Origin of the sequence: Sphingomonas brevis (assembly GCF_023516505.1) — a bacterium.
In the GTDB taxonomy this organism is placed as follows: Bacteria; Pseudomonadota; Alphaproteobacteria; order Sphingomonadales; family Sphingomonadaceae; genus Sphingomicrobium; species Sphingomicrobium breve.
The window spans coordinates 2,335,495-2,356,580 of sequence record NZ_JAMGBB010000001.1; the positions used below are offsets into that span (position 1 = coordinate 2,335,495).

The 21,086-nt window shown below is 62.1% G+C and carries 17 protein-coding genes; 8 read left to right on the forward strand and 9 right to left on the reverse strand.

Going from position 1 to position 21,086, the window contains the following annotated elements:
- Position 1: 1 nt before the first annotated feature.
- From LZ518_RS12055 to LZ518_RS12080, 6 genes are all read right to left on the reverse strand, one after another.
- Entirely contained in the window at positions 2 to 3,244 is a 3,243-nt protein-coding gene (locus tag LZ518_RS12055) for an error-prone DNA polymerase (protein ID WP_249916223.1), read from the reverse strand.
- Positions 3,241 to 4,770 (reverse strand): Y-family DNA polymerase, encoded by a 1,530-nt coding sequence (locus LZ518_RS12060; RefSeq protein ID WP_249916565.1) that lies wholly within the window; start codon positions 4,768 to 4,770, stop codon positions 3,241 to 3,243. The genes LZ518_RS12055 and LZ518_RS12060 overlap by 4 nt, the downstream gene beginning before the upstream one ends.
- Positions 4,697 to 5,437 (reverse strand): ImuA family protein, encoded by a 741-nt coding sequence (locus LZ518_RS12065; protein ID WP_249916224.1) that lies wholly within the window; start codon positions 5,435 to 5,437, stop codon positions 4,697 to 4,699. The genes LZ518_RS12060 and LZ518_RS12065 overlap by 74 nt, the downstream gene beginning before the upstream one ends.
- A 310-nt stretch (positions 5,438 to 5,747) precedes the next feature.
- Entirely contained in the window at positions 5,748 to 5,897 is a 150-nt protein-coding gene (locus LZ518_RS12070) for a hypothetical protein (RefSeq protein ID WP_249916225.1), read from the reverse strand.
- Positions 5,898 to 5,996: 99 nt separating this feature from the next.
- Positions 5,997 to 6,434, reverse strand: a complete 438-nt coding sequence (locus tag LZ518_RS12075; protein ID WP_249916226.1) for a rhodanese-like domain-containing protein — start codon at positions 6,432 to 6,434, stop codon at positions 5,997 to 5,999.
- A 123-nt stretch (positions 6,435 to 6,557) separates the two neighbouring features.
- A complete protein-coding gene (locus LZ518_RS12080; RefSeq protein ID WP_249916227.1) occupies positions 6,558 to 7,091 on the reverse strand; it encodes a phosphatase PAP2 family protein in 534 nt (177 codons plus the stop codon).
- A 271-nt stretch (positions 7,092 to 7,362) separates the two neighbouring features.
- Between LZ518_RS12080 and LZ518_RS12085 the strand changes: the two genes are divergently transcribed.
- Positions 7,363 to 7,716 carry a hypothetical protein gene (locus tag LZ518_RS12085; protein ID WP_249916228.1) on the forward strand — a complete coding sequence of 118 codons (354 nt, stop codon included), beginning with the start codon at positions 7,363 to 7,365 and terminating at the stop codon, positions 7,714 to 7,716.
- Positions 7,717 to 7,728: 12 nt separating this feature from the next.
- On the opposite strand, the gene LZ518_RS12090 is transcribed toward LZ518_RS12085, so the two are convergent.
- Both LZ518_RS12090 and LZ518_RS12095 read right to left on the reverse strand, forming a co-directional pair.
- A complete protein-coding gene (locus LZ518_RS12090; protein ID WP_249916229.1) occupies positions 7,729 to 8,904 on the reverse strand; it encodes an acetate/propionate family kinase in 1,176 nt (391 codons plus the stop codon).
- Positions 8,905 to 8,918: 14 nt separating this feature from the next.
- Complete coding sequence (locus tag LZ518_RS12095) at positions 8,919 to 9,887, reverse strand: phosphate acetyltransferase (protein ID WP_249916230.1); 969 nt, start codon at positions 9,885 to 9,887, stop codon at positions 8,919 to 8,921.
- Between the two features lie 150 nt (positions 9,888 to 10,037).
- On the opposite strand from LZ518_RS12095, the gene ppk2 reads away from it, so the two are divergent.
- From ppk2 to LZ518_RS12130, 7 genes are all read left to right on the forward strand, one after another.
- Positions 10,038 to 10,916: a polyphosphate kinase 2 gene (gene ppk2, locus LZ518_RS12100; protein WP_249916231.1), complete on the forward strand. Its 879-nt coding sequence runs from the start codon at positions 10,038 to 10,040 to the stop codon at positions 10,914 to 10,916.
- A gap of 24 nt (positions 10,917 to 10,940) precedes the next feature.
- Positions 10,941 to 12,680 carry a SulP family inorganic anion transporter gene (locus LZ518_RS12105; protein WP_249916232.1) on the forward strand — a complete coding sequence of 580 codons (1,740 nt, stop codon included), beginning with the start codon at positions 10,941 to 10,943 and terminating at the stop codon, positions 12,678 to 12,680.
- Between the two features lie 236 nt (positions 12,681 to 12,916).
- Positions 12,917 to 14,512, forward strand: a complete 1,596-nt coding sequence (locus LZ518_RS12110; protein ID WP_249916233.1) for an L-serine ammonia-lyase — start codon at positions 12,917 to 12,919, stop codon at positions 14,510 to 14,512.
- Positions 14,513 to 14,518: 6 nt separating this feature from the next.
- Positions 14,519 to 15,811 carry an MFS transporter gene (locus LZ518_RS12115; RefSeq protein ID WP_249916234.1) on the forward strand — a complete coding sequence of 431 codons (1,293 nt, stop codon included), beginning with the start codon at positions 14,519 to 14,521 and terminating at the stop codon, positions 15,809 to 15,811.
- A 54-nt stretch (positions 15,812 to 15,865) separates the two neighbouring features.
- Entirely contained in the window at positions 15,866 to 18,097 is a 2,232-nt protein-coding gene (gene pflB, locus LZ518_RS12120) for a formate C-acetyltransferase (RefSeq protein WP_249916235.1), read from the forward strand.
- Position 18,098: 1 nt separating this feature from the next.
- The gene (gene pflA / locus LZ518_RS12125) at positions 18,099 to 18,944 is read left to right on the forward strand and encodes a pyruvate formate-lyase-activating protein (RefSeq protein ID WP_249916236.1); all 846 of its coding nucleotides are present in this window, start codon (positions 18,099 to 18,101) and stop codon (positions 18,942 to 18,944) included.
- 107 nt (positions 18,945 to 19,051) lie between these two features.
- Complete coding sequence (locus LZ518_RS12130) at positions 19,052 to 20,479, forward strand: DcaP family trimeric outer membrane transporter (RefSeq protein WP_249916237.1); 1,428 nt, start codon at positions 19,052 to 19,054, stop codon at positions 20,477 to 20,479.
- Between the two features lies 1 nt (position 20,480).
- On the opposite strand, the gene LZ518_RS12135 is transcribed toward LZ518_RS12130, so the two are convergent.
- Complete coding sequence (locus LZ518_RS12135) at positions 20,481 to 21,068, reverse strand: hypothetical protein (RefSeq protein ID WP_249916238.1); 588 nt, start codon at positions 21,066 to 21,068, stop codon at positions 20,481 to 20,483.
- Between the last annotated feature and the right edge of the window lie 18 nt (positions 21,069 to 21,086).

Below are 21,086 nucleotides of genomic sequence, written 5' to 3' on the forward strand. Positions count from 1 at the left end.
CTCAGTGGAAGTCGCGCGACTTTGGCAGGATGCGGGCATTGCGCGGATGGCCATGGCGCGGATCGGGCCCATTGCGCGGTCCATCGGCGGGCGACATCGGCGTGCGCATCGGCTGGTCGCCGGTCAGCTGATTCAATAGCGCACTGCGGTCAAACACGCGGCGGGCGATGAGGTGCATTACTCCTTCCTTGCTGCGCTGGATTTCGCCTTCGACCTCCATCAGCCGGGCAGCCATCACCTCGCGCCGGTAGCGCTCGAAATCGCGCGCCCATAGCAGCACGTTGGTGATTCCGGTTTCATCTTCCAGCGTGAGGAAGAGGGCATTGCCCTTGCCCGGCCGCTGCCGGATCAGGACGACGCCAGCTACGCGCTCGATCCGCCCGTTCCGGGCATTGGATGCGCCGGCGCAACTGAGCACGCCTTCGCTATCGAGGGCCTGGCGCAGGAACTGCATCGGATGGCCCTTCAGTGACAGGCGCGTGACCTGGTAATCGGTCACCACTTCTTCCGGTAGCGGCATCGCCGGCAGCCCGGCATCCCTTTCCTTGCCCAGTTCGGCTGCCTCGGCATGGGCGAACAGCGGCAGCACGCCCTGCGGCGTGCGCCGCGCTTCCCATAAAGCGTCGCGCCGCTTGAGATCGATCGACCCAAAGGCATCGGCATCGGCCAGCAAATGTAACGCCCGCGACGGCAGCCCGGCGCGCTGGGTCAATTGCTCGACCTGGGTGAAGCCCGCGCCCCGTGCGGCAACCAGTTTCTCCGCCCATTCCTTGCGGAAACCGTCGACCTGGCGAAAGCCGAGCCGGATCGCATGGCCGCCATCCTCTTGGCCCTCGAGCAGATTGTCATAGTCGCTGGCGTTGATGTCGGGGGGGCGCACTTCGACCCCATGTTCGGTCGCATCGCGAACCAGCTGGGCGGGCGCGTAGAAACCCATTGGCTGCGAGTTCAAAAGGCCGCAGGTGAACACCGCGGGATGGTGGCACTTCAGCCATGCCGAGACATAGACCAGCTTGGCGAAGCTTTGGGCGTGGCTTTCGGGAAAGCCGTAGCTGCCGAACCCCTTGATCTGGTTGTAGCAGCGCTTGGCGAAGTCGCGGCCGTAGCCGCGGCGGACCATCCCCTCGACCATCTTCGATTCATATTGATGGATGGTACCGAGATTGCGGAAGGTGGCCATGGCGCGGCGGAGGCCGTTGGCCTCATCGGGGGTAAAGCCGGCGGCGACAATGGCGATCTTCATCGCCTGTTCCTGGAACAGGGGCACGCCGAAGGTGCGGCCGAGCACCTCCTGCAGTTCGTCCGGCGGATGGGGCGGGCCCGGTGACGGCAGCTCGACCTCTTCCTCTCCGTTACGGCGGCGGAGATAGGGGTGGACCATGTCGCCTTCGATCGGTCCCGGACGAACCAGTGCCACCTCGATCACCAGATCGTAGAAGCAACGCGGCTTGAGGCGCGGCAGCATGTTGATCTGCGCCCGGCTTTCGACCTGGAACACCCCGATGCTGTCGCCCTGGCAGAGCATGTTATAGACCGCCGGATCTTCGGGCGGGACGGTATCAAGCTGCCAGTCACCGAGCCCGCCCAACCGCATCAAATCGAAGCTCTTGCGGATGCAGGTCAGCATGCCGAGCGCCAGCACATCGACCTTCATCAGCCCCAGCGCATCGATATCGTCCTTGTCCCATTCGATGAAGGTGCGATCCACCATCGCCGCATTGTGGATCGGCACGATCTCGTCGAGCCGGCCTTCGGTCAGCACATAGCCGCCGACATGCTGCGACAAATGGCGGGGGAATTGGATCAGCCGGTCGACGATTGCCTTCAGCCGCGCGATTTCCGGATTGGCGAGCGTCAGCCCGGCCTCGCCGTAGCGATCCTCCTCCAGATCATTTTCGAAGCTGCCCCAGATAGTGCGGGCGAGCCGGGCGGTGACATCTTCCGAAAGACCGAGCGCCTTGCCGGCTTCGCGAACCGTACTGCGCGAGCGATAATGAATCACCGTCGCGGCGATCCCCGCCCGCTCGCGACCGTAACGGCGATAGACATATTGCATCACCTCCTCGCGCCGTTCGTGCTCGAAATCGACGTCGATGTCGGGCGGCTCGCGGCGTTCTTCGGACAGGAAGCGGGTGAACAGGAGGTTGTTCTCGACCGGGTCGATCGGGGTGATGCCGAGCAGGTAGCAGACCAGCGAATTGGCCGCCGACCCGCGTCCCTGACAGAGGATCGGCGGGTCCTGCTCGCGCGCATATTTCACAATGTCGTGAACGGTGAGGAAGTAATTTGCATATTGGCACTTGCGGATCAGGCCGAACTCCTCGTCCAGCACCTTTCGCCATTTGCTCGGCAAGCCGTCGGGAAAACGGCGGTTGGCCTCTTTCACCACCAGATTTTCGAGCCAGCCCTGCGCGGTCCAGCCATAGGGCACCGGCTCGTGCGGATATTCATAGCGCAGTTCGTCGAGCTTGAAGTGGATGCGGGAAAGAAAGTCGAGGCTTTCCGTGACCGCTTCAGGACAGTCGCGGAACAACCGGACCATTTCTTGCGGAGATTTCAAATGCCGCTCGGCGTTGGCGGCGAGCAGCCGTCCCGCGGACTGGATCGTCACGCCTTCGCGAATACAGGTCACGACGTCGTGCAAAGGCCGGTCGCCGGGCGAAGCGTAAAGCGCGTCGTTGGTCGCCAGCAGCGGAATGCCGATCCGCTCCGCCAGCCGTTTCAGTTTCGCAAGCTGGCGCCGATCGCTGCCCCGATGCGGCATCGCCGCGCCCAGCCACACCGCTTCGGGCCGCGCATCGGCCAGGCGCCGGAGCAGGAATTCATGGCTTTCATCGGCCATCACGATCAGCAACAGATCTTCGGCATGAGCGAGCAAGTCGGCGAAATGGAGGGTGCAATCGCCCTTTTCCGCCCGGCGGTTGCCGAGGGTCAGCAGCCGGGTCAGACGGCCCCATCCATGGCGCGTCGCCGGATAGGCGATGATGTCCGGGGTCGCGTCTGCGAAGACCAGGCGAGCCCCGACGATCAGCCTGAAGCCGATTTCCTCCGGCGTCATTCGGGCTTGCTCGCAAGTATCGTTGAGTGCGCTCCAGGCGCGAACTACTCCGGCGACGCTGTTTCGGTCGGCAATGCCGATGCCTTTCATGTTCAGCTCCAACGCCCGGCCGACCATGTCCGCCGGATGCGAAGCGCCGCGCAGGAAGGAATAGTTGGTCGCGGCGACGAGCTCGGCGAAACTCATGCGAACAGGCCGTGCAGATACCATTGCGGCTGAGGCTTTTCGTCGAACAAGCCATGGCGGAAGACCCAGAAGCGGCGGCCGCGCGCATCTTCGACCCGGTAATAGTCACGGGTCAGGCCGGCCTTGTCGACTGCGCCGTCCTTGCGCTTCCACCATTCGGACGCGATCCGCTCCGGCCCCTCGAATCGCTTGATGAAGTGATCCTTGCGGCGCCAGCGGAAGCGTCGCGGCGGGCCGTCGGGCACTAAAGCCATAACCTCGATCGGCTGCGGCGGATCGAACAAGTGAAGCGGGCGCAGCGGCGGTTCGCCGGGCGCCGGCTGGGGCCAGGAAGCACTGGGCTCGCCGATCTCGACCGCCGGCAAAGCGAGCTGCATCTGCTCGGGAATGTGGGTGTCGCGGGCGACGAACCGCTGGACCCGGCCACGTCCCAGGCGAGTAGCGATCTGGTCGATCAGGGCCGCGACCTTGGCTTCCTTCGCCGCGCCGCCTTCCAGGCTTAGCTGGGTGAGGGCCAGCGGTTCGGTGGCCGGTACCGCCAGGCGGATGAGATCGAAGCCGAAACCGGGATCGATCGGGTCATTAAGGCCTTCGATCCGCTCATTCATCAGCCGGATGATCAGTGCCGGATCGCGGTTCGGCTGGCTGGTTTCGACGACAAGCAGGCGGACCAGCCCGTCGCTGCGAAAGAAGAAGGCCTCGAATCGCCGTCCACCCTCGTGCCTTTGCTCCAACTGCCAACCGATTTCGGCGGCCAGCTCGCCCAACACGGCAATCGCATATTCGGTGCGCGCCACCGGCTCGGCGAAGCGCCGTTCGGCAAGGATCGGAGCGAGGGGAATGCGCGGCTCGATCGGCCTGGCGGCCTCCCCAAGCATTTCCCGCAACGCGGTAACCGCCTCGGCTCCAAAGCGGGCAGCGATGGCGCTCATTGGTCGCCTGGCCAATTCGCCGACCGTTTTGAGCCCGGCGCGAAGCAGGCCTTGCGTCGTGTCCGGTGCCAGCTCCAGCGCCGCCACCGGCAACCGCCGAATCGCCGCCGCCTCATCCTTGGCGGGAACGGCCTGATATCTTGCCAGGGCATGGGCCGCCCTGGGCGTATCGGCGAACGCCAGCCGTACCGTCATTCGAAGCGTCGCCATGCGGGCCTCGACATCGGTTGCCAGCCCTTTCTCGCCGCCAAGCAAATGGCTGCAGCCGGTGACATCGAGGATCAGCCCGTAGGGAGGGTCCAGTGCGACCATCGGCGTATAGCGGATGCAGCCATCGGCCAGCCGTTCGAGCCAGGCGCGATCAGCCGCTTCGTCCTGCTCGACCGCTTCCAGCAGCGGCACCCGCGCCCGCGCATCGGCCAGCGCCATGCCCTGTTCCAGCCCCAGCGATCGCGCCGCCTGATCGACTGCCGCCAGGCGCAGCGCTCCCTTCACCTTGCGGGCGAAGGCAAGCGGGACTTCAGGCGCTAAGCCGCAATTCGGCTGACGCCGCAGCCGGTCGGCCGGCAGGAAGGGAAAACACAGCGCCAACATGCGCCGGCTCTCGGAAGATGATTTGGTCACGATCCCACTCCAGGCGCCAGCGCATGCCCGAAGGCCCGGCGCGACGGCGCAGCAATTCGATTTCGAACATCGGCGGCCCGGGCGCATTGGCCTCCAACGGGCGTGACGGCGCCGCACCGACCGACCAGCGCGTGTCGGCCGCACTGGGCAGCGGTTCCGCTTCCAGCCGCAGCATGAACAGGGTCACCCCCGATTGCTCGGTGGCCAGCGCCAGCCGCCGGCTGACGGTTAGATCGAGCTCGGGGCATTTGCCCCAACATTCAACCACCAACGCCTTAAGGCCGGAACATCGCGCCGCATCGGCCGCGCTTTTGAGCAGCCCTTTAGTGTCCGGAGCGATTCCCAGCACCAGCGCATCCGGCTCGCCGCCCAATTCGATGAGGCCGGGAGAATGGATAAAGCCGCCATGCCGCTCGGCCTTGTCGCTGCGCAGCCAGAAGATCGGCGTTTGGCGGCCTCCGGTCCTGAGTGCGAGCATCGCCGCGAAGCCAGCGGCGCTCGGTCCATCCGCGGCCTCGGCTGCAAACAGCTCATGCACTCGGCCCCGCGCCAAACCGCCATCCAGCGCGGCGTCGAGCGCCATATGACCGGTCGCCACCCGCCGGTCGGCGGACAGCAGCCTGCCTCCGGCAATCAAGGCCAGATTCCGCCTGATCACAGCAAGAGAATCAACCGACTCGCGCATCATATGTTCCTGATTTGTTCTCAGGTGCGCTTCGGCCTGCGAAGAGTCAAGCGGATGGATTTGCGAGGATGCGGTAGCCGACGCGCGCGAGACGCCCCGTCATTCGCAAGCCGATCGACCTCGAGGAACTGATGCCCAGGATTGCCTGACGCTTGAACCGGAAAATGGCGCCTTCAACTCAGACATGGAAGCCGGTCTCCATGTCCCCGATGGCTTTCTCGACATGACGTGACCGCCTGCCACCTTTTGCCGACAGTCGAGCTTAGTCCCGCCGCTGGTCCTTACGCCTATTTTCCTTCCGCCGGTCACCCTCGGCCGGGATATGACGTGCATCGCCGCCCTTCCGCCTGTCGTCACTCCTGCGGTCTTCGCCATTGCGGCGGTCAGGCGCTTCCTTGCCAACTTCAGCCATGGGTCTCCCCTCCCGTTGGACCGAGTATTTGGAGAAAGCGCTGCTGCTATTTAAGTGTCAAGCTATAGACCGCTTTCCATCCATTGGGGACATTGGCGTTCAATATATGACCTCGGCCAATTGGGTGGCATTGGCGCTGCCGAAGCCAGTTTCCAGTTTGAATCCTTCGTCGATCCATCCGGTAATGCCGCCGGCCATGACCTTTACCGGAAGACCGAGCCGGGCGAGCCTGAGCGCACCTCTGGCTGCGCCATTGCAATGCGGGCCCGCGCAGTAAGTGACGAACAGCGTGCCTTCGGGCCATTCGCGCATCCTCGATCCGATGATCTTGCCATGCGGCAGGTTGATCGCACCCGGCACATGTCCTGCGGCAAAGAGTGCGGGGCCACGTACGTCCAGCAGCACGAAACCAGGTGAGCCCGAGGAAAGCGCGTCATGAACATCCCAGCAATCGGTCTCGAACGTAAACTCTGCCTCGAAGTGGGCCTGCGCGACTTGGGGAGGAGCGGCGCGTACGGCCGTGACGGAATTGGACAACGACGATCTCCTTCAAATTGTGTCGCGGGGCCTAATCGCCGGTCGCAGCCAAGGCTAATCAATCTGCCAGCGGGTCCGATAAGCGATATTTATCCGTGCGCGGCTACAAGCGTCGGCCCTTCGCTAAAAGCGCATCGCCATGGTGACTCCACCTCCATGGGCGTCTCCCCACGGGAGCCATTGCACCCCTTCATCCTTCGGGCTGGTCAATAGAAAGCCCGCGGCTTCGCCGATTGCGGCGCCCACTATCACATCATGTACGAAATGCTTGTCGGCCTTGACGCGGGCTACTCCGACGAATGCGGCGACTGCGTGGGCGGGGAGGCCGATTTCCCAGCCGTAACGCTTTTGCAGCGTTGCCGCCGCCGCAAAGCTTGAAGACGTGTGGCCGGATGGAAAGCTTTTGTCGTCGCTTTCGTCAGGACGCTCTTCGTGGACAATGTGCTTCAGGCTGAAGGTGACGGCATAGGAAGCGCCAAGCGAGAAGGCAGCCTGTTTAGTGCCCTGCCAGTCGCCCTGAACAGTTGGAAGGCCGAGCGCCGTCAGGACAAGCGCATCGCGGCCGATGTCGCTGGCAGTTCCCCAGCCCTTGTCGCTTGCTTGGGCGGGAGAGGCCAGGAGCAATGCTGCGCCGATTGAAATAACCAGGCGGGACATCTGCTACACATACACCATTGCCGAGCAGTTGCGGAGGACCATGTTGCGACGCTTCGGGATGGCATTTCGCCATGCGCAAACGGTCAAATCTCCTTTCACCCGATGACCGCAATGGGTGACAAGCGGACGCTATTGAACCGCGTCCAGGAGCTCCGGTGAAATCCCAATATCGGGCGTCCGCGATCGATCCTAGGCCGACGGGATTACGGCCAAGCGAACCATATCTAGCCCGCGGCCAAGTTCGCGATGCATTCCTCCCGAGAGAGAAGCGATGGCTCACGCCCAAAGCCCGAACCGGGAATTCGCCGTAGGACCGATCGAGCGTGGCAGCGCAACCTTCAGCATCGAGGAGCTGGAGACCGGCTTAAGGACGCTTGGCCGGCGCGATGGCGATCTTAAGGATTTCTGGGATCAGAACATCGATGCGTTCAGGCAAACGATCCTGTTCGCGATCCACGAAACGTCCGAGGCGCTCCTGTCGCCAAACATTGCGCTTCAGTCGCGGGTTGAACTCGAGGGCCAGCTGGAGATGCTGGCCCAATATCTCAAACTAGCCGTTCAATATTCGGCGCAGCCCCCAGCCAATCCGGCCGGCCGTACAGGCGTCGCCCGCCGGCTCCATTGACGCATCGACTCTTCAGAGGTTGAGCAAGGTGGAGGTGTGCCGCGCAATGACGCGTTCCTCGTCGGTCGGAATCACCCATAAAGGAATTTGTGACGAGGCCGCATCGATGCGCCCTTCGGCCCTCGCATTGGCGTCCTCGTCCAGCTTTGCGCCCAGCCAACCGCATCCGTCGACGACTTCCGCGCGTGTCCTCGCGTCGCGCTGACCGATACCGCCGGTGAAGACCAGCCCGTCCAGTCCGCCAAGGGCCGCCGCAAGCGAGCCGATTTCCCGGACAATCCGGTAGATGAAGAGATCGATGGCCTCACGCGCCCGCGGATCGTCCGAAGCACGGAGCGTGCGCATGTCCGACGATATCCCGGAAACGCCGCCGAGCCCGGACTCCTTGTAGATCAGCTTTTCCAGGCCGCGCGCGTCCAGGCCTTTCTCGTCCATCAGGTAGATGAGCACGCCCGGATCGATGCTGCCGCAGCGAGTGCCCATCATCAGGCCTTCGACGGCCGTAAACCCCATCGTCGTCGCGACGCTCTTCCCCGCCTTCATCGCGCAAAGGCTGGCGCCATTGCCGAGGTGGGCGACGATGACCCGGCCCGCGGCCAGGTCCGGAGCGATTTCCTTCAGGCGCCCGCGAACGAATTCATAGGATAGGCCGTGGAAGCCGTACCGGCGAATTCCGGATTCCGTCAGTTCGCGGGGCAGGGCGAACTGCTGGGCCAGCGCAGGCTGCGAGCGGTGAAAGGCCGTATCGAAGCAGGCCACCTGGGGAATATGAGGCGCGGCCACGGCAATTGATTCAATCGCCACCAGATTATGCGGCTGGTGAAGCGGTGCCAGCGGGCAGAGTGTTTTGAGCGCGTCGACAACTTCCTTGGTGACAATCACCGGGGCGGTGAATTGAGTGCCACCGTGGACAACGCGGTGCCCGACACCTGCTACCGCCTTGCCGCCGAGCAGGCTGATCGCAGTTTCGAGGATCGTCCGCGTCGCTGTTCGGTGATCGAGCTCATTCGCCTTCCATTCGTTTTCGAGCACCGTCTCGCCATCGGAATCCTTGACGGTCAGGCGAGGAGCAACGCCGATCTGCTCGACTTGTCCGCCAAAGAGCAATTCGTGGTCGGAGGAATGGCGGAACAAGGCGAACTTGATGCTCGACGAGCCCGCATTCATTACGGCGATGCATTCGGCCATTGTTGCGGCTCCGCTTATTGAATGGCTGCGGAGGCGTCGGCCCGCCGCGCCGCGACAATCAACTGGGCAACCGCGCAGGATGCCAGACGCGCGGTCTCCTCATCTGCCCGGCTGGTCAGGATGATCGGCACCTTGGCGCCGAGGACAATGCCGGCGGCATCCGCGTCGGCCAGGAATGACAGGCTCTTGGCAAGCATATTGCCGGCTTCGAGGTCGGGAACCACGAGCACATTGGCCCGGCCGGCGACCGGCGACTTGATCTTCTTGATCGCCGCGGCCTCGGGGCTGATGGCATTATCCAGCGCCAGCGGCCCATCGAGAAGCGCGCCGGTGATTTGTCCGCGATCGGCCATCTTGCATAGCGCCGCCGCTTCCAGGGTCGATGGAACGTCGGGATTGACGCTTTCCATGGCGCTCAGGATCGCGACCCGCACCTCCTTCGCCCCCAGGGCTTTGGCGAGGTCGATCGCATTTTGGGTGATGTCGACTTTGCCTTTGAGGTCGGGCGCGATGTTGACGGCGGCGTCGGTGATAATCAGCGGCTGGTCGTGATCCGGCACGTCCATCACGAAGCAATGGCTGATGCGCCGGGACGTTCGAAGACCGGTGTCCCGCTTCACCACCGCGCCCATCAGCTCATCGGTATGAAGGCTGCCCTTCATCAGCGCCTCGGCGCGGCCTTCGCGGACAAGCTCGACCGCTTTGGCGGCCGAGTCCTGGCTATACTCGGCATCGACGATCTCGAACTTGCCGATGTCGATCCCATGTTCCGCCGCGACTTCGCGTATGCGCTTCTCGGGGCCGACGAGGATCGGTTCAATGAGTCTCAGCTTGGCGGCCGCGACGACGCTTTCCAGCGACACCTGGTCGCAGGGGTGAGCGACGGCGACCTTCAGTGGCGCTTGCTGCTGCGCCCTTTCGACCAGCCGATGAAATTTTTCGTGATTGTTCCGGCTGACGACCTCCGCTTCCAGCAGCGACATCAGCATTCTCCTCGAAATGGAGGCGGCCAGAACGGCACCCCGCTGTGATCGGCGTTACCTAACGCAACCACCCATCGCGATCAGGGCATCCCCTGATATCTCTACAGGTGAACGCGTGATTGAATGCTCGCGCCGTCCACGGAGGTGCTCATGAACATCCACAAATCTGTCCAGGTTCATGGGAAGGCGCCGCCCAAGCCAGAAAGGGCCGGCACGAAGGAGCAGCCATCCCCAAAGGATCGCGAGAGCTTGAAGCTGTCGCGCAAGGACTATGAGAAGGCGCTCGAAAAGCTCCAGGTCCAGCTATGCTATTTGCAGGACTGGGTCCGCGAAACCGGCGCACGTATTGTCATCCTGTGCGAGGGCCGCGACACGGCCGGCAAGGGCGGATTGATCAAGCGGCTTACCGAGCGAGTCAGTCCGCGGACATTCAGGGTGGTGGCTCTCAGCGCGCCAAACGGCAACGAGCGGCAGAAGCTGTTCCTGCAACGCTATGTCGAGCATTTGCCGGCTGCCGGCGAAGTCGTGATCTTCGATCGCAGTTGGTACAATCGCGCGGGCGTGGAACGCGTCATGGGCTACACCAGCGAAAAGGACATTGAGAAATTTCTCGAGAATGTGCCCAAGTTTGAGCGCTGGCTGGTCGAATCGGGAGTGATACTGATCAAGCTTTGGCTTGAGGTCGGGATGAAGGAGCAGGACCGTCGGTTCCGCCAGCGAATCAAGGATCCGCTGAGGCAGTGGAAGCTCAGCCCGATGGACGTCAAATCCTATTCGCGCTGGTACGATTATTCGCGCGCTCGCGATGCAATGTTCGAAGCAACGAGCCATTCGGCGGCGCCTTGGTACGTGGTCCAAAGCGATGACAAGAAACGGGCGCGGCTAAATGGCATCAAGCACATCCTGTCCCTGATCCCCTACAAGAAGATCAAGCGGTCCAAGATCCACCTGCCCAAGCGATCGAACAAGAACCGGTACGACGATAAGCTGAACCTTCATAAGGTGAAGCTGGTTCGGGAAGTCTACTGACCGTCCCACTTGTCAGGGTGCAATGTGCAACCGCCCATCTCCATAGACCAGGCCGCACTTAACCCGCCCGGCTGGGCCAAGTGGGTCCCCGGTCTCCAGATGTTGCGCGATTATCAGGTCAATTGGCTCGGCAACGACATCGTTGCCGGAATTGTCCTCTCGACCATGTTGGTGCCCGTCGGAATCGCCTATGCGGTCGCGTCCGGAGTCCCCGCGATCAACGGGCTTTACGCCACGATTATTCCGCTGATCGTCTACGCTCTGTTTGGGCCGAGCCGCATCCTGGTGCTTGGCCCGGACTCTTCGCTGGCGCCTATCATCCTTGGGGTCGTGCTGCCGCTTTCGCTGGGCGATCCAGGCCGCGCGATCATGATCTCGAGCGCCATGGCGATCGTTGCCGGCGGTGTCTGCATCGTTGCCGGCCTCGCCCGTCTTGGCTTCATTACCGAGCTGCTCTCGAAGCCGATCCGCTACGGCTACATGAATGGCATCGCTCTCGCTGTGCTGATCAGCCAGTTGCCCAAGCTATTCGGATTTTCGATCGAGAGCACAGGTCCACTTCGCGACTTGTGGGCCATTGGCGAGGCGATCGTTGCCGGCAAGGCTAATTGGCCTGGTACGGCGTTGGGGGGCGGGACCCTCTTGGTGATCCTGGTGCTGAAAGCGCACAAGAGAATGGGCGCTATCCTGGTGGCGGTCATCGCGGCGACCTTCATCGCCGGCTGGTTCGACCTGTCCGAGAAATTTGGGGTCAAGGTACTTGGGCCGGTGCCGCAAGGCCTTCCCGGCTTTTCGATTCCTTGGCTCCAGCCCAGCGACATTCTCCCCATCCTGATGGGCGGCTTCGCTGTGGCAATCGTCGCATTTGCCGACACGAGCGTGTTGTCGCGAACCTACGCGATAAAGACCGGCACCCGGGTCGACCCCAATCAGGAAATGGTCGGCCTCGGCGCGGCCAATCTTGCCGCAGGATTTTTCCAGGGCTTCCCGATCAGCAGCAGCTCATCGCGTACTCCGGTCGCTGAATCAGCCGGCGCCAAGACCCAGCTGACAGGTTTGGTTGGCGCGCTCGTCGTGGCGCTGGTGATCGTTGTCGCGCCCATGCTGTTCAAGGACCTGCCCAATTCGGCGCTTGCCGCGGTGGTCATCGCGGCGGCCATTGGCCTGTTCGAATTTGGCGATCTTGTCCGCATCTTTCGTATTCAGAATTGGGAGTTCTGGCTGTCAATCGTGTGCACGGCGGGGGTCGCGGTCTTCGGCGCCATCACCGGAATTGGTATCGCGATCGTGCTGGCCGTCATCGAATTTCTTTGGGACGGCTGGCGACCGCATTGGGCGGTGCTTGGCAAGCCCAAAGACGTCGATGGTTATCACGACATGACGCGCTATCCCGATGCCCAGAGGATAGCGGGCCTGCTGTTGTTCCGTTGGGACGCGCCACTGTTTTTTGCCAATGCCGAGCTGTTCAACCAGCGCATCCAGGATGCGATTGCGGCATCGCCGACGCCAGTCAGGCGGGTCGTCGTCGCGGCGGCACCGATCACCAGCATTGACGTGACGTCCGCGGACTCGCTGGCCGATCTGGACGAAATGCTGAAAGCAGACCAGGTCGACCTCTGGTTCGCCGAGCTTAAAGACCCCGTGAAGGACAAGCTGAAACGGTTCGGCCTGTTTGGCCTGCTCGGTGAGGATCGTTTTGCGCCAACGGTCGAGTCCGCGGTCGGCCGCTATCTGCGGGACTACAACATCCAGGCCGGCGCTTAGAAAGCTGGACTGGGCTCGCCGATAACGTTGCGACGCGGCGATGACGGTCCCAGGCTTCCTGCTTTGGGGACCTCCATTAGGGTGCGATCAGCATTTCGCCGAAGCCCTATCGGGGTTGGCCCTGATACCGATTCTCCGCCGTAAATCCTTAGTTCGCCTCGACGGGGTATTGGGGCGCGAACCGGCACGATCTGTGCTTGGCGATCGTCGCGTCTCCCCATCTGGGAGGATTTGACATGGACAATCAAGCGTTTGACCAGGACGCCGTGGCGCTTCCCGAGCTGGATTTGTCAGAGCCGCCAACGGGATCGGACCGGCGCACTTTCATGGTGCGGAGCGCTATGGCGGCCGCAATTGCCGCGCTGGGTGGGCAGGTCAATCCATTGTTCGCGCAGGAGCCCGCCGAACCCCCACTGCAGGGGAAGGAAAATCCCAACCTGCAGGTGGTGAAGGACTCCAAGGGCCCGGTGATGACCATGGTCGACGAATTCTACAAGGTCGGCCCCGGACCCTCCTCTTCGCATACGATCGGCCCAATGCGGATTACCTATGACTTCTACCAGCGGGCGATCAAGTTGCCACAGGCCCAGCTCAACCAGGCCACGGCACTGAAGGTGCACCTCTACGGCAGTCTTAGCGCGACGGGTAAAGGCCATGGGACGGAGCGAGCAGCGCTTGCCGGTCTCATCGGCTATGAGCCGGCGACAATCGACCCGGTTGCCGTTCTCGACAAGATGGAAGCTGAGCCGGACAACGTATACCCGGTCAAACTTGGGTCGAAGACGATCAACGCGTCGCTCAAGGACATAATCTATGATGCGACCAAGGGTGATTTCCCGCACGCCAACACCATGACCGCCAAGCTGATGGCCGGCGACAAGGTGTTGCTGGAGCAGGAATATTATTCGGTCGGCGGCGGCTTCATCGAATGGAAGGGTTATCAGCCCCCGAAGAAGAACCCTCCGAAATATCCCTACGAATCGATGAAGGAAGTCCTTGCGTACACCGCGCGCGACAACATCTCGATCGCGCAGGTCGCCATGGCCAATGAAACATCGATTTCGGGTCGGAGCGAGGCCGAGATCAACGCCTTCCTGGACAAGATCATCGGCGCGATGCGGGCGACGGTTAAGACCGGCCTGGCGGCTCCGACGAGCACGCTTCCCGGACCGATCAAGCTGAAGACCAAGGCCCATGACGTCTACGAGAATGCGATGAAGGAAACGTCGCTGGCACGGCGCGGCATCGGCATCGTTTCGGCGGCCGCGCTTGCCGGTTCCGAGGAGAATGCTCGCGGCCACTTGGTCATTACCGCCCCCACGGGTGGTTCGGCGGGGGTTATGCCGGCCGTCCTTTATTCCCTGGATGCGCAGGGGGCCAAGCTGTCTGACCAAAAGCTGCGCGAAGGCCTGCTGGCGGCGGCGGTCGTCGGCTATCTGTGCAAGCACCACGCGACGCTTGCTGCTGCCGAAGGTGGATGCCAGGCGGAGATCGGCGTTGCGTCCGCAATGGGGGCGGCAATGGTAGCCCAGGCCCAGGACGCCCCGCCGCAAGTCGTCGCCAATGCGGCGGAAGGGGCGCTTGAGCACCATCTCGGAATGACCTGCGATCCGGTCGCCGGCTTCGTGCAGATTCCCTGCATCGAGCGTTGTGCATTTGGCGCGGTCAAATCCTGGACCGGATATCTGATCGCCAAGAATGAAATCCCGGCCAATCGCCGCGTCGACTTCGACTCAACCGTCCAGGCCCTGGCAATCACGGCCAAGGAAATGAATTCCAAATATAAGGAAACGTCGGAAGGCGGCCTCGCCGTTTCCCTGACGCTCTGTTGATAGCGAATGACCATGCCGGCACAGCGGTCGGGAGCGGGGGCGGCGATTACTGCCGCCTGGCTCCTGACCGCTGTCTTCTATTTCTACCAATATTCGATGCGTTCCGCTCCGGCGGTGATGATGCCGGACCTTACCCAGGCGTTTGGCATGAGCGCGGTCGGCATCGCCTCGCTGGTGGGGCTTTTCTACTGGGGATACGCGCCCTTCAGCCTCGTTGCCGGCGTAGCAATGGACCAGGTCGGGCCGCGGGCGGTCGTGCCAGTCGGCGCGGCGGCGGTGGCGGTTGGCTCGATCCTGTTTTCGACCGGGGATCCGACCCTGGCGAGTATTGGCCGTTTCATGCAGGGCGCTGGCGGCGTATTCGCCCTGATCGGCGCAATCTATCTGGTATCCACCTACATGCCGGCATCCCGGGCGGCGACGATGATCGGCCTGACCCAGATGTTCGGTATGGCGGGCGGCTCCGCGGGCCAGTTCGTCGTCGGCCCTTTGATCGGCGGCGGTGTCGCCTGGAACAGTTTCTGGCTGTGGATGGGCTTCATCGGACTGCCAATCGCGATTGCGTTGTTCGTCCTTATTCCTTCGCGTCGGTCTCAAAGCTCGTCCGGTGAGGTCACCGCCAGGCCTGGGCTTGGTGTAGCGCTCCGTGGATTCGGCACCATTTTTGCCAACCCGCAGTCGATCCTGTGCGGATTGATTGCCGGCCTGATTTTTATGCCCACCACCATTTTCGACATGGTCTGGGGCGTGCGTTTCCTCGAGGAAGCACATAATATCCCCTATTCGGAAGCCGTCCTTCGTTCCGCTTCGGTTCCGTTCGGATGGATAATCGGATGCCCCTTGCTGGGGTGGTTGAGCGATCGGATCGGTCGCCGCAAGCCGGTGATCCTCGGCTCGACGATCGTCTTGCTGCTGTGCCTCGCCTTCATACTCTACGGGCCGACCGGTGTGCTCCCGCCCTATGCGCTCGGCCTGCTGACGGGGATCGTGTCGGGCTCCGCGATGATCAACTATACGGTGATCAAGGAAGCGAACCGGCCTGACCTCAGCGGCACGGCGACCGGTGTCATCAATTTCATCAATTTTTCCATGACCGCGCTGTTCGGGCCGATCTTTGCCGGCATGCTCGCCGAGGCAAGCGGCGGCGGGTCGCGGCAGCTCGGTCATTATCAAGATACGTTTCAGCCGCTGATTTACGGAATCGCACTGGCGATCATCCTGACCCTGTTCCTGCGCGAAACCGGACCCAAGGCGCGGGGTACTACGGGAACGCAAACTCCTGAACTCGCAACCAGTTGACCCCCACGACGGAGGATTTCCATGTCCACCACAGTTCTAGAACCCCGGCCAACGATGGCTCCCAAGAGCGCCGCCCCTTCGGACTTCAAGCCCGGGCTGTGGACCAAGGAAATCAACGTCCGCAATTTCATCCAGCTTAATTACGAGCCCTATTACGGCGATGAAGCTTTCCTGGCGGGCCCGACCAAGCGGACCACTGCCATCTGGAAGAAGCTGACCGACTTGTTCGTCGAGGAACGCAAGAAGGGCGTGCTCGACGTGTCGCAAATCCCAAGCTCGATTACCGCTCATGACGCGGGCTACATCGACAAGAAGAATGAGGTAATCGTCGGCCTGCAGACCGAGGCGCCCCTGAAGCGCGCGATCATGCCCAATGGCGGTCTCAAAATGGTCCTCACCTCGCTCGAGACCTATGGCTACAAGCCCGACCCGGTGATGGTCGAAACCTTCACCAAATATCGCAAGACCCACAACAACGGCGTGTTCGACGCCTATACGGCCGATGTCCGCAAATGCCGCAGCTCGCATGTGCTGACTGGCCTGCCCGATGCCTATGGCCGCGGGCGGATCATCGGCGATTATCGCCGGGTCGCGCTCTACGGGGTCGATCGCCTGACTGAGGTGAAGCAGCGGGAAAAGGCCGCACTCGACGACCAATGGTCGACCGACGATATCATTCGCGACCGCGAGGAATTGAGCGAGCAGATCCGCGCGCTCGGCGAGCTCAAGGAAATGGCGGCCAAATATGGCTTCGACATTTCCGGGCCGGCGACAACCGCCAAGGAAGCGGTTCAATGGCTCTACTTCGGCTACCTCGCCAGTGTGAAGGAACAGAATGGCGCAGCAATGTCGTTGGGGCGCGTCTCGACGTTTCTCGACATTTACTTCGAACGCGACCTGGCCAACGGCACGCTGACCGAAAGCCAGGCGCAGGAGATAGTCGACGATTTCGTCATCAAGCTGCGCATCGTCCGTTTCCTGAGGACGCCCGAATATGACGATCTTTTTTCCGGCGATCCGACATGGGTTACGGAATCGATCGCCGGGATGGGCGACGACGGCCGCCCGTTGGTGACGAAGACCAGCTTCCGTTTCCTGCATACGCTGTACAATCTTGGTCCGGCGCCGGAACCGAACCTCACAATCTGGTACTCGCCGAAGCTGCCTGAGGGATTCCGGCGCTTCTCATCGAAGGTCGCCATCGACACCAGCTCGATCCAGTTTGAGAGCGATGAAATCATGCGGATGGCGTGGGGAGATGACGGCGCGATTGCCTGTTGCGTCTCGCCCATGGCGATGGGCAAGCAAATGCAGTTCTTCGGGGCCCGCGCGAATCTTGCGAAGGCGATGCTCTACGCAATCAATGGCGGCCGCGACGAAGTCAGCGGCAAGCAGGTCGCTCCGGCAACCGAGCCGGTGCAAGGCGACTATCTCGACTTCGACGACGTCGTCGACCGGTTCGACAAGATGATGGACTGGCTCGCTGCCACCTATGTCACAGCCATGAATTGCATCCACTATATGCATGACAAATATGCCTATGAGCGGATCGAGATGGCGCTGCACGATTATGCTCCGGTCCGCACCATGGCGTTTGGGATAGCGGGAATGTCGGTGGTCGCCGACAGCCTGTCGGCGATCAAATATGCCAAGGTGAAGGTCGTCCGCGACGAGACCGGCCTCATCACCGACTATGTTACCGAAGGCGATTTCCCACTGTTCGGGAACAACGACAATCGCGTCGACGGGATGGCGGCTTGGCTTGTTTCGACGTTCATGGGCAAGCTGCGGAAGTTCCCGACCTATCGGAACGCGCTGCACACCCAGTCCGTCCTGACGATCACGTCCAACGTCGTCTATGGCAAGGCGACCGGCAATACGCCCGATGGGCGCAGAAAGGGCGAGCCCTTCGCTCCGGGGGCCAATCCGATGCACGGCCGCGACAGCCATGGCGTTCACGCATCGGCCGCGTCGGTCGCCAAGATTCCCTATCGCGATGCCCAGGACGGAATCTCGCTGACGACGTCATTGGTCCCGACAGGGCTGGGCCGCACGAGGGAGGACCAGGTAACCAACCTGACATCCATCCTCGACGGTTTCTTCGGAACGACCGGCTATCACATGAACATCAATGTGCTGAACCGCGACACGCTGATCGATGCGATGGATCATCCGGAGAAATATCCCAGCCTGACGATCCGCGTGTCCGGCTATGCGGTGAACTTCGTCCGGCTGACGCGTGAGCAGCAGATGGACGTGATCAACCGCACTTTCCACGGCGAATGATATGGCTACCTATGCCTCGAAGAATACGGCTCCCCTCGAAGCCGCTTCACCGTTCGAGATGCGAGTGCATCTTGGCGAAGACGTTCCGGACATGGACGTCAAAAGCGCGCTCAAGACGGGCGATCTCGGCTTCCTGCACAGCTTTACTACGGGGTCGGCAGTCGACGGTCCGGGAATTCGGCTGGTTGCCTGGACGACAGCCTGCATGTTCCGGTGCCAATATTGCCATAACCCCGACACCTGGACGCTTCGGAACGGCATCCCGGTAACGCTAGAACAGGCGATCGGCGAAATACGCAAATACGCCAATGGGCTGAAAGCGATGGGCGGCGGGTTTACCCTGTCAGGGGGCGAGCCGATGATGCAGGACCGGTTCGCCGCCCGGCTGTTCGATGCGGTGAAGGGAATGGGCGTCCACACCGCGATCGAAACCAACGGTTACTACGGCGATCGGATGACCGACGACGAGCTTCGGAATATCGATTTGGTCATTCTCGACATGAAAGCGTTCACGCCCGACCAGCACCAACAGGTGACCGGCCTTCGCAACGAGGAGGTTATCAAATTTGGCGAGCGCCTCGCATCGCTTCGCCGGCCAATGTGGCTGCGCTACGTCCTCGTGCCCGGATTAACCGACCATCCCGACGAGATGGAAGCGGTAGCCCGCTTCGGCGCATCGCTCGGAGTGGTGGAGCGAGCCGAGATCCTCCCGTTCCATCAGATGGGCCGGTACAAATGGGAGCGGCTGGGGATCGAATATAAGCTGGCCCGGACCGAGCCTCCGACCAACGAGGGGGTTGAGCGGGCTGTATCGATCTTCAGATCCGCGGGCCTCAACGCCGCTTAGCCGCCTGCATCGGCAATATTACCCAAGCAACTCAGGCTTAGCCTGAGTTATCGGCCAGCGGTCACCGAGCATAGTCCGGCAATAAATTCTGCAGACTTGGGGGATCTATGCGCAAAGCCGTCCTCGCCGCATCCGTCGCGCTTGTCGCAACGCCTGCCTGGGCCGCAGATCAAACCAGCCAAGTGTCGGGACAGTCCCAGCAGCCGGTGCTGCTCGCAACGGCCGCTGCCGCTGCTCAGAGCGCGCAGCCGCTGACGGAGGCAGAACGCCAGCAGGCGATCCAGGACCTTCAGGACTTGCGCGCGCGCATGACCGCGCTCGAACAGCGGCTGGGGATCACGCCGCCTCCCGTACAATATACGCCGGAGGCACCGAAGCGCGCGAAGGACCATAATCTTGAGCTCTATGGGTTCGTCCAGCTGGATGCGATCCAGGATTTCAAGCGCGTCAATCCCAATTGGGATGCGACGCTCAGGCCATCGCGGATCCCGACGGAGGAAGGCATTTTCGGCGGGAACGGCCAGTCGATCTTCAGTGTCCGACAGTCGCGGCTGGGGGCCAAGGCGACCGGGATCCTGGCCGGCAAGCCCTATGAGGCAAAGTTTGAGTTCGACCTATACGGAACCGGGGTCGACGAGGGACAGACGACCTTCCGCGTCCGACACATGTACGCGAAGTGGGGCCAGTTCCTGATCGGCCAGACCAATACATTGTTCATGGACGGCGACATTTTCCCCAACGTGGTCGATTATTGGGGCCCGACCGGCATGGTGTTCGTACGGACGCCGCAGATCCGCTGGACCTTCCTGGACTCCGGCGGCTGGCAGGCAGCAGTCGCGCTTGAGCATCCAAGTGATGACATCGATACCGGCAACCTTCGTCTGATTGATGAAGATATTGCATCAAGCATCCAGGCCAATGAGGAACTGCCCGACCTGACTGCGGCGGTGCGCTACGGCGGCGACTGGGGCCATGTTCGCCTGGCCGGCATCTTGCGCAAGGTCGGGTTCGACACAAAGGGCACAGAAGGCAATGAGCCGGAGGGCCATGAAACGGGTTGGGGCCTTAACCTCACTAGCGCGTTCAAGCTCGGCCTTGCGACCCCACGGCTCGGAATCGTCTATGGGCGCGGGATCGCAACCTATCTGAACGATGGCGGCATGGATCTGGCGCCGTCGATCAACGTCGTCCCGCAGCCGGGCGGACTCGTCCTCGTGCCCGAAGCAACGGCGGTGAAGTTGCTGGGCGTTTCAGCCTATGTCGACTTGCAATGGTCGAAGCAGCTCAGCTCGGCGATCGGCTATAGCTTTACCAAGGTCGACAACACCAACTTCCAGGACGGCAGCGCCTTCCATAAGGGCGAATATGCCTCGGCCAACCTGCTCTATGCGCCGGCAGACAATGTCCTTGCCGGTCTCGAGCTGCTGTGGGGCAAGCGCACCGATAACGACGGCGAAGATGGGTCCGACACCCGCGCGCAAATGACCTTCAAATGGTCGTTCACCAGCAGCAATATTTGGGACTGGTTCGAATAGCCTAGTCGCGCGAGCGCAGCTCGCTGGCGATGGAATCGAGCAGCGAAGCCTCGCTCTTCGATACTCCTGTTCCAAGGCCGAGCTGGTGGGCGATTTCCGTTCCGGACGCTTCCGCGACCGCACGGCAACCGTCGAGAATGCGCTCGATCCGCTCATGACGCTCAGGTCCAGGTAACACCGCGAGCCCGGCCTTGATGGCCCTGAGCGATGCCTTGAACAATTCGTCGGCCGGCCGATTGACCATCCATTCGTGCAATTGCCCATCGGATGGCGAGCCTTCCTCAATGCCCCGGTCCCGCGCGATCTTCAGCACCGCCGCCTGCTCGTCCTTGCGCACCTTGCCCTCTGCCCAGGCGACTTGCACCAAAGGCGCCAGCAGAAAGGCGGAGGCGTTTTCAGCGTTGATCCCGAGATCGCGGACGGCAACGAGCAGGTCTGGGTCGTTTACCTGGAGCTGGTCCCTCAGGGCCTCGGCGATCTCATCGATCTTCGCGTTCTGGCGCAGCTTTTCGAGCAGCCTGGCTTCTTCCTTGCGGAAATAGTCGGCTTCCATCGCCTTTTCGCGGTCTCCGAAGATTCGATCCTGCATCGACTTCCCCATTCTTGT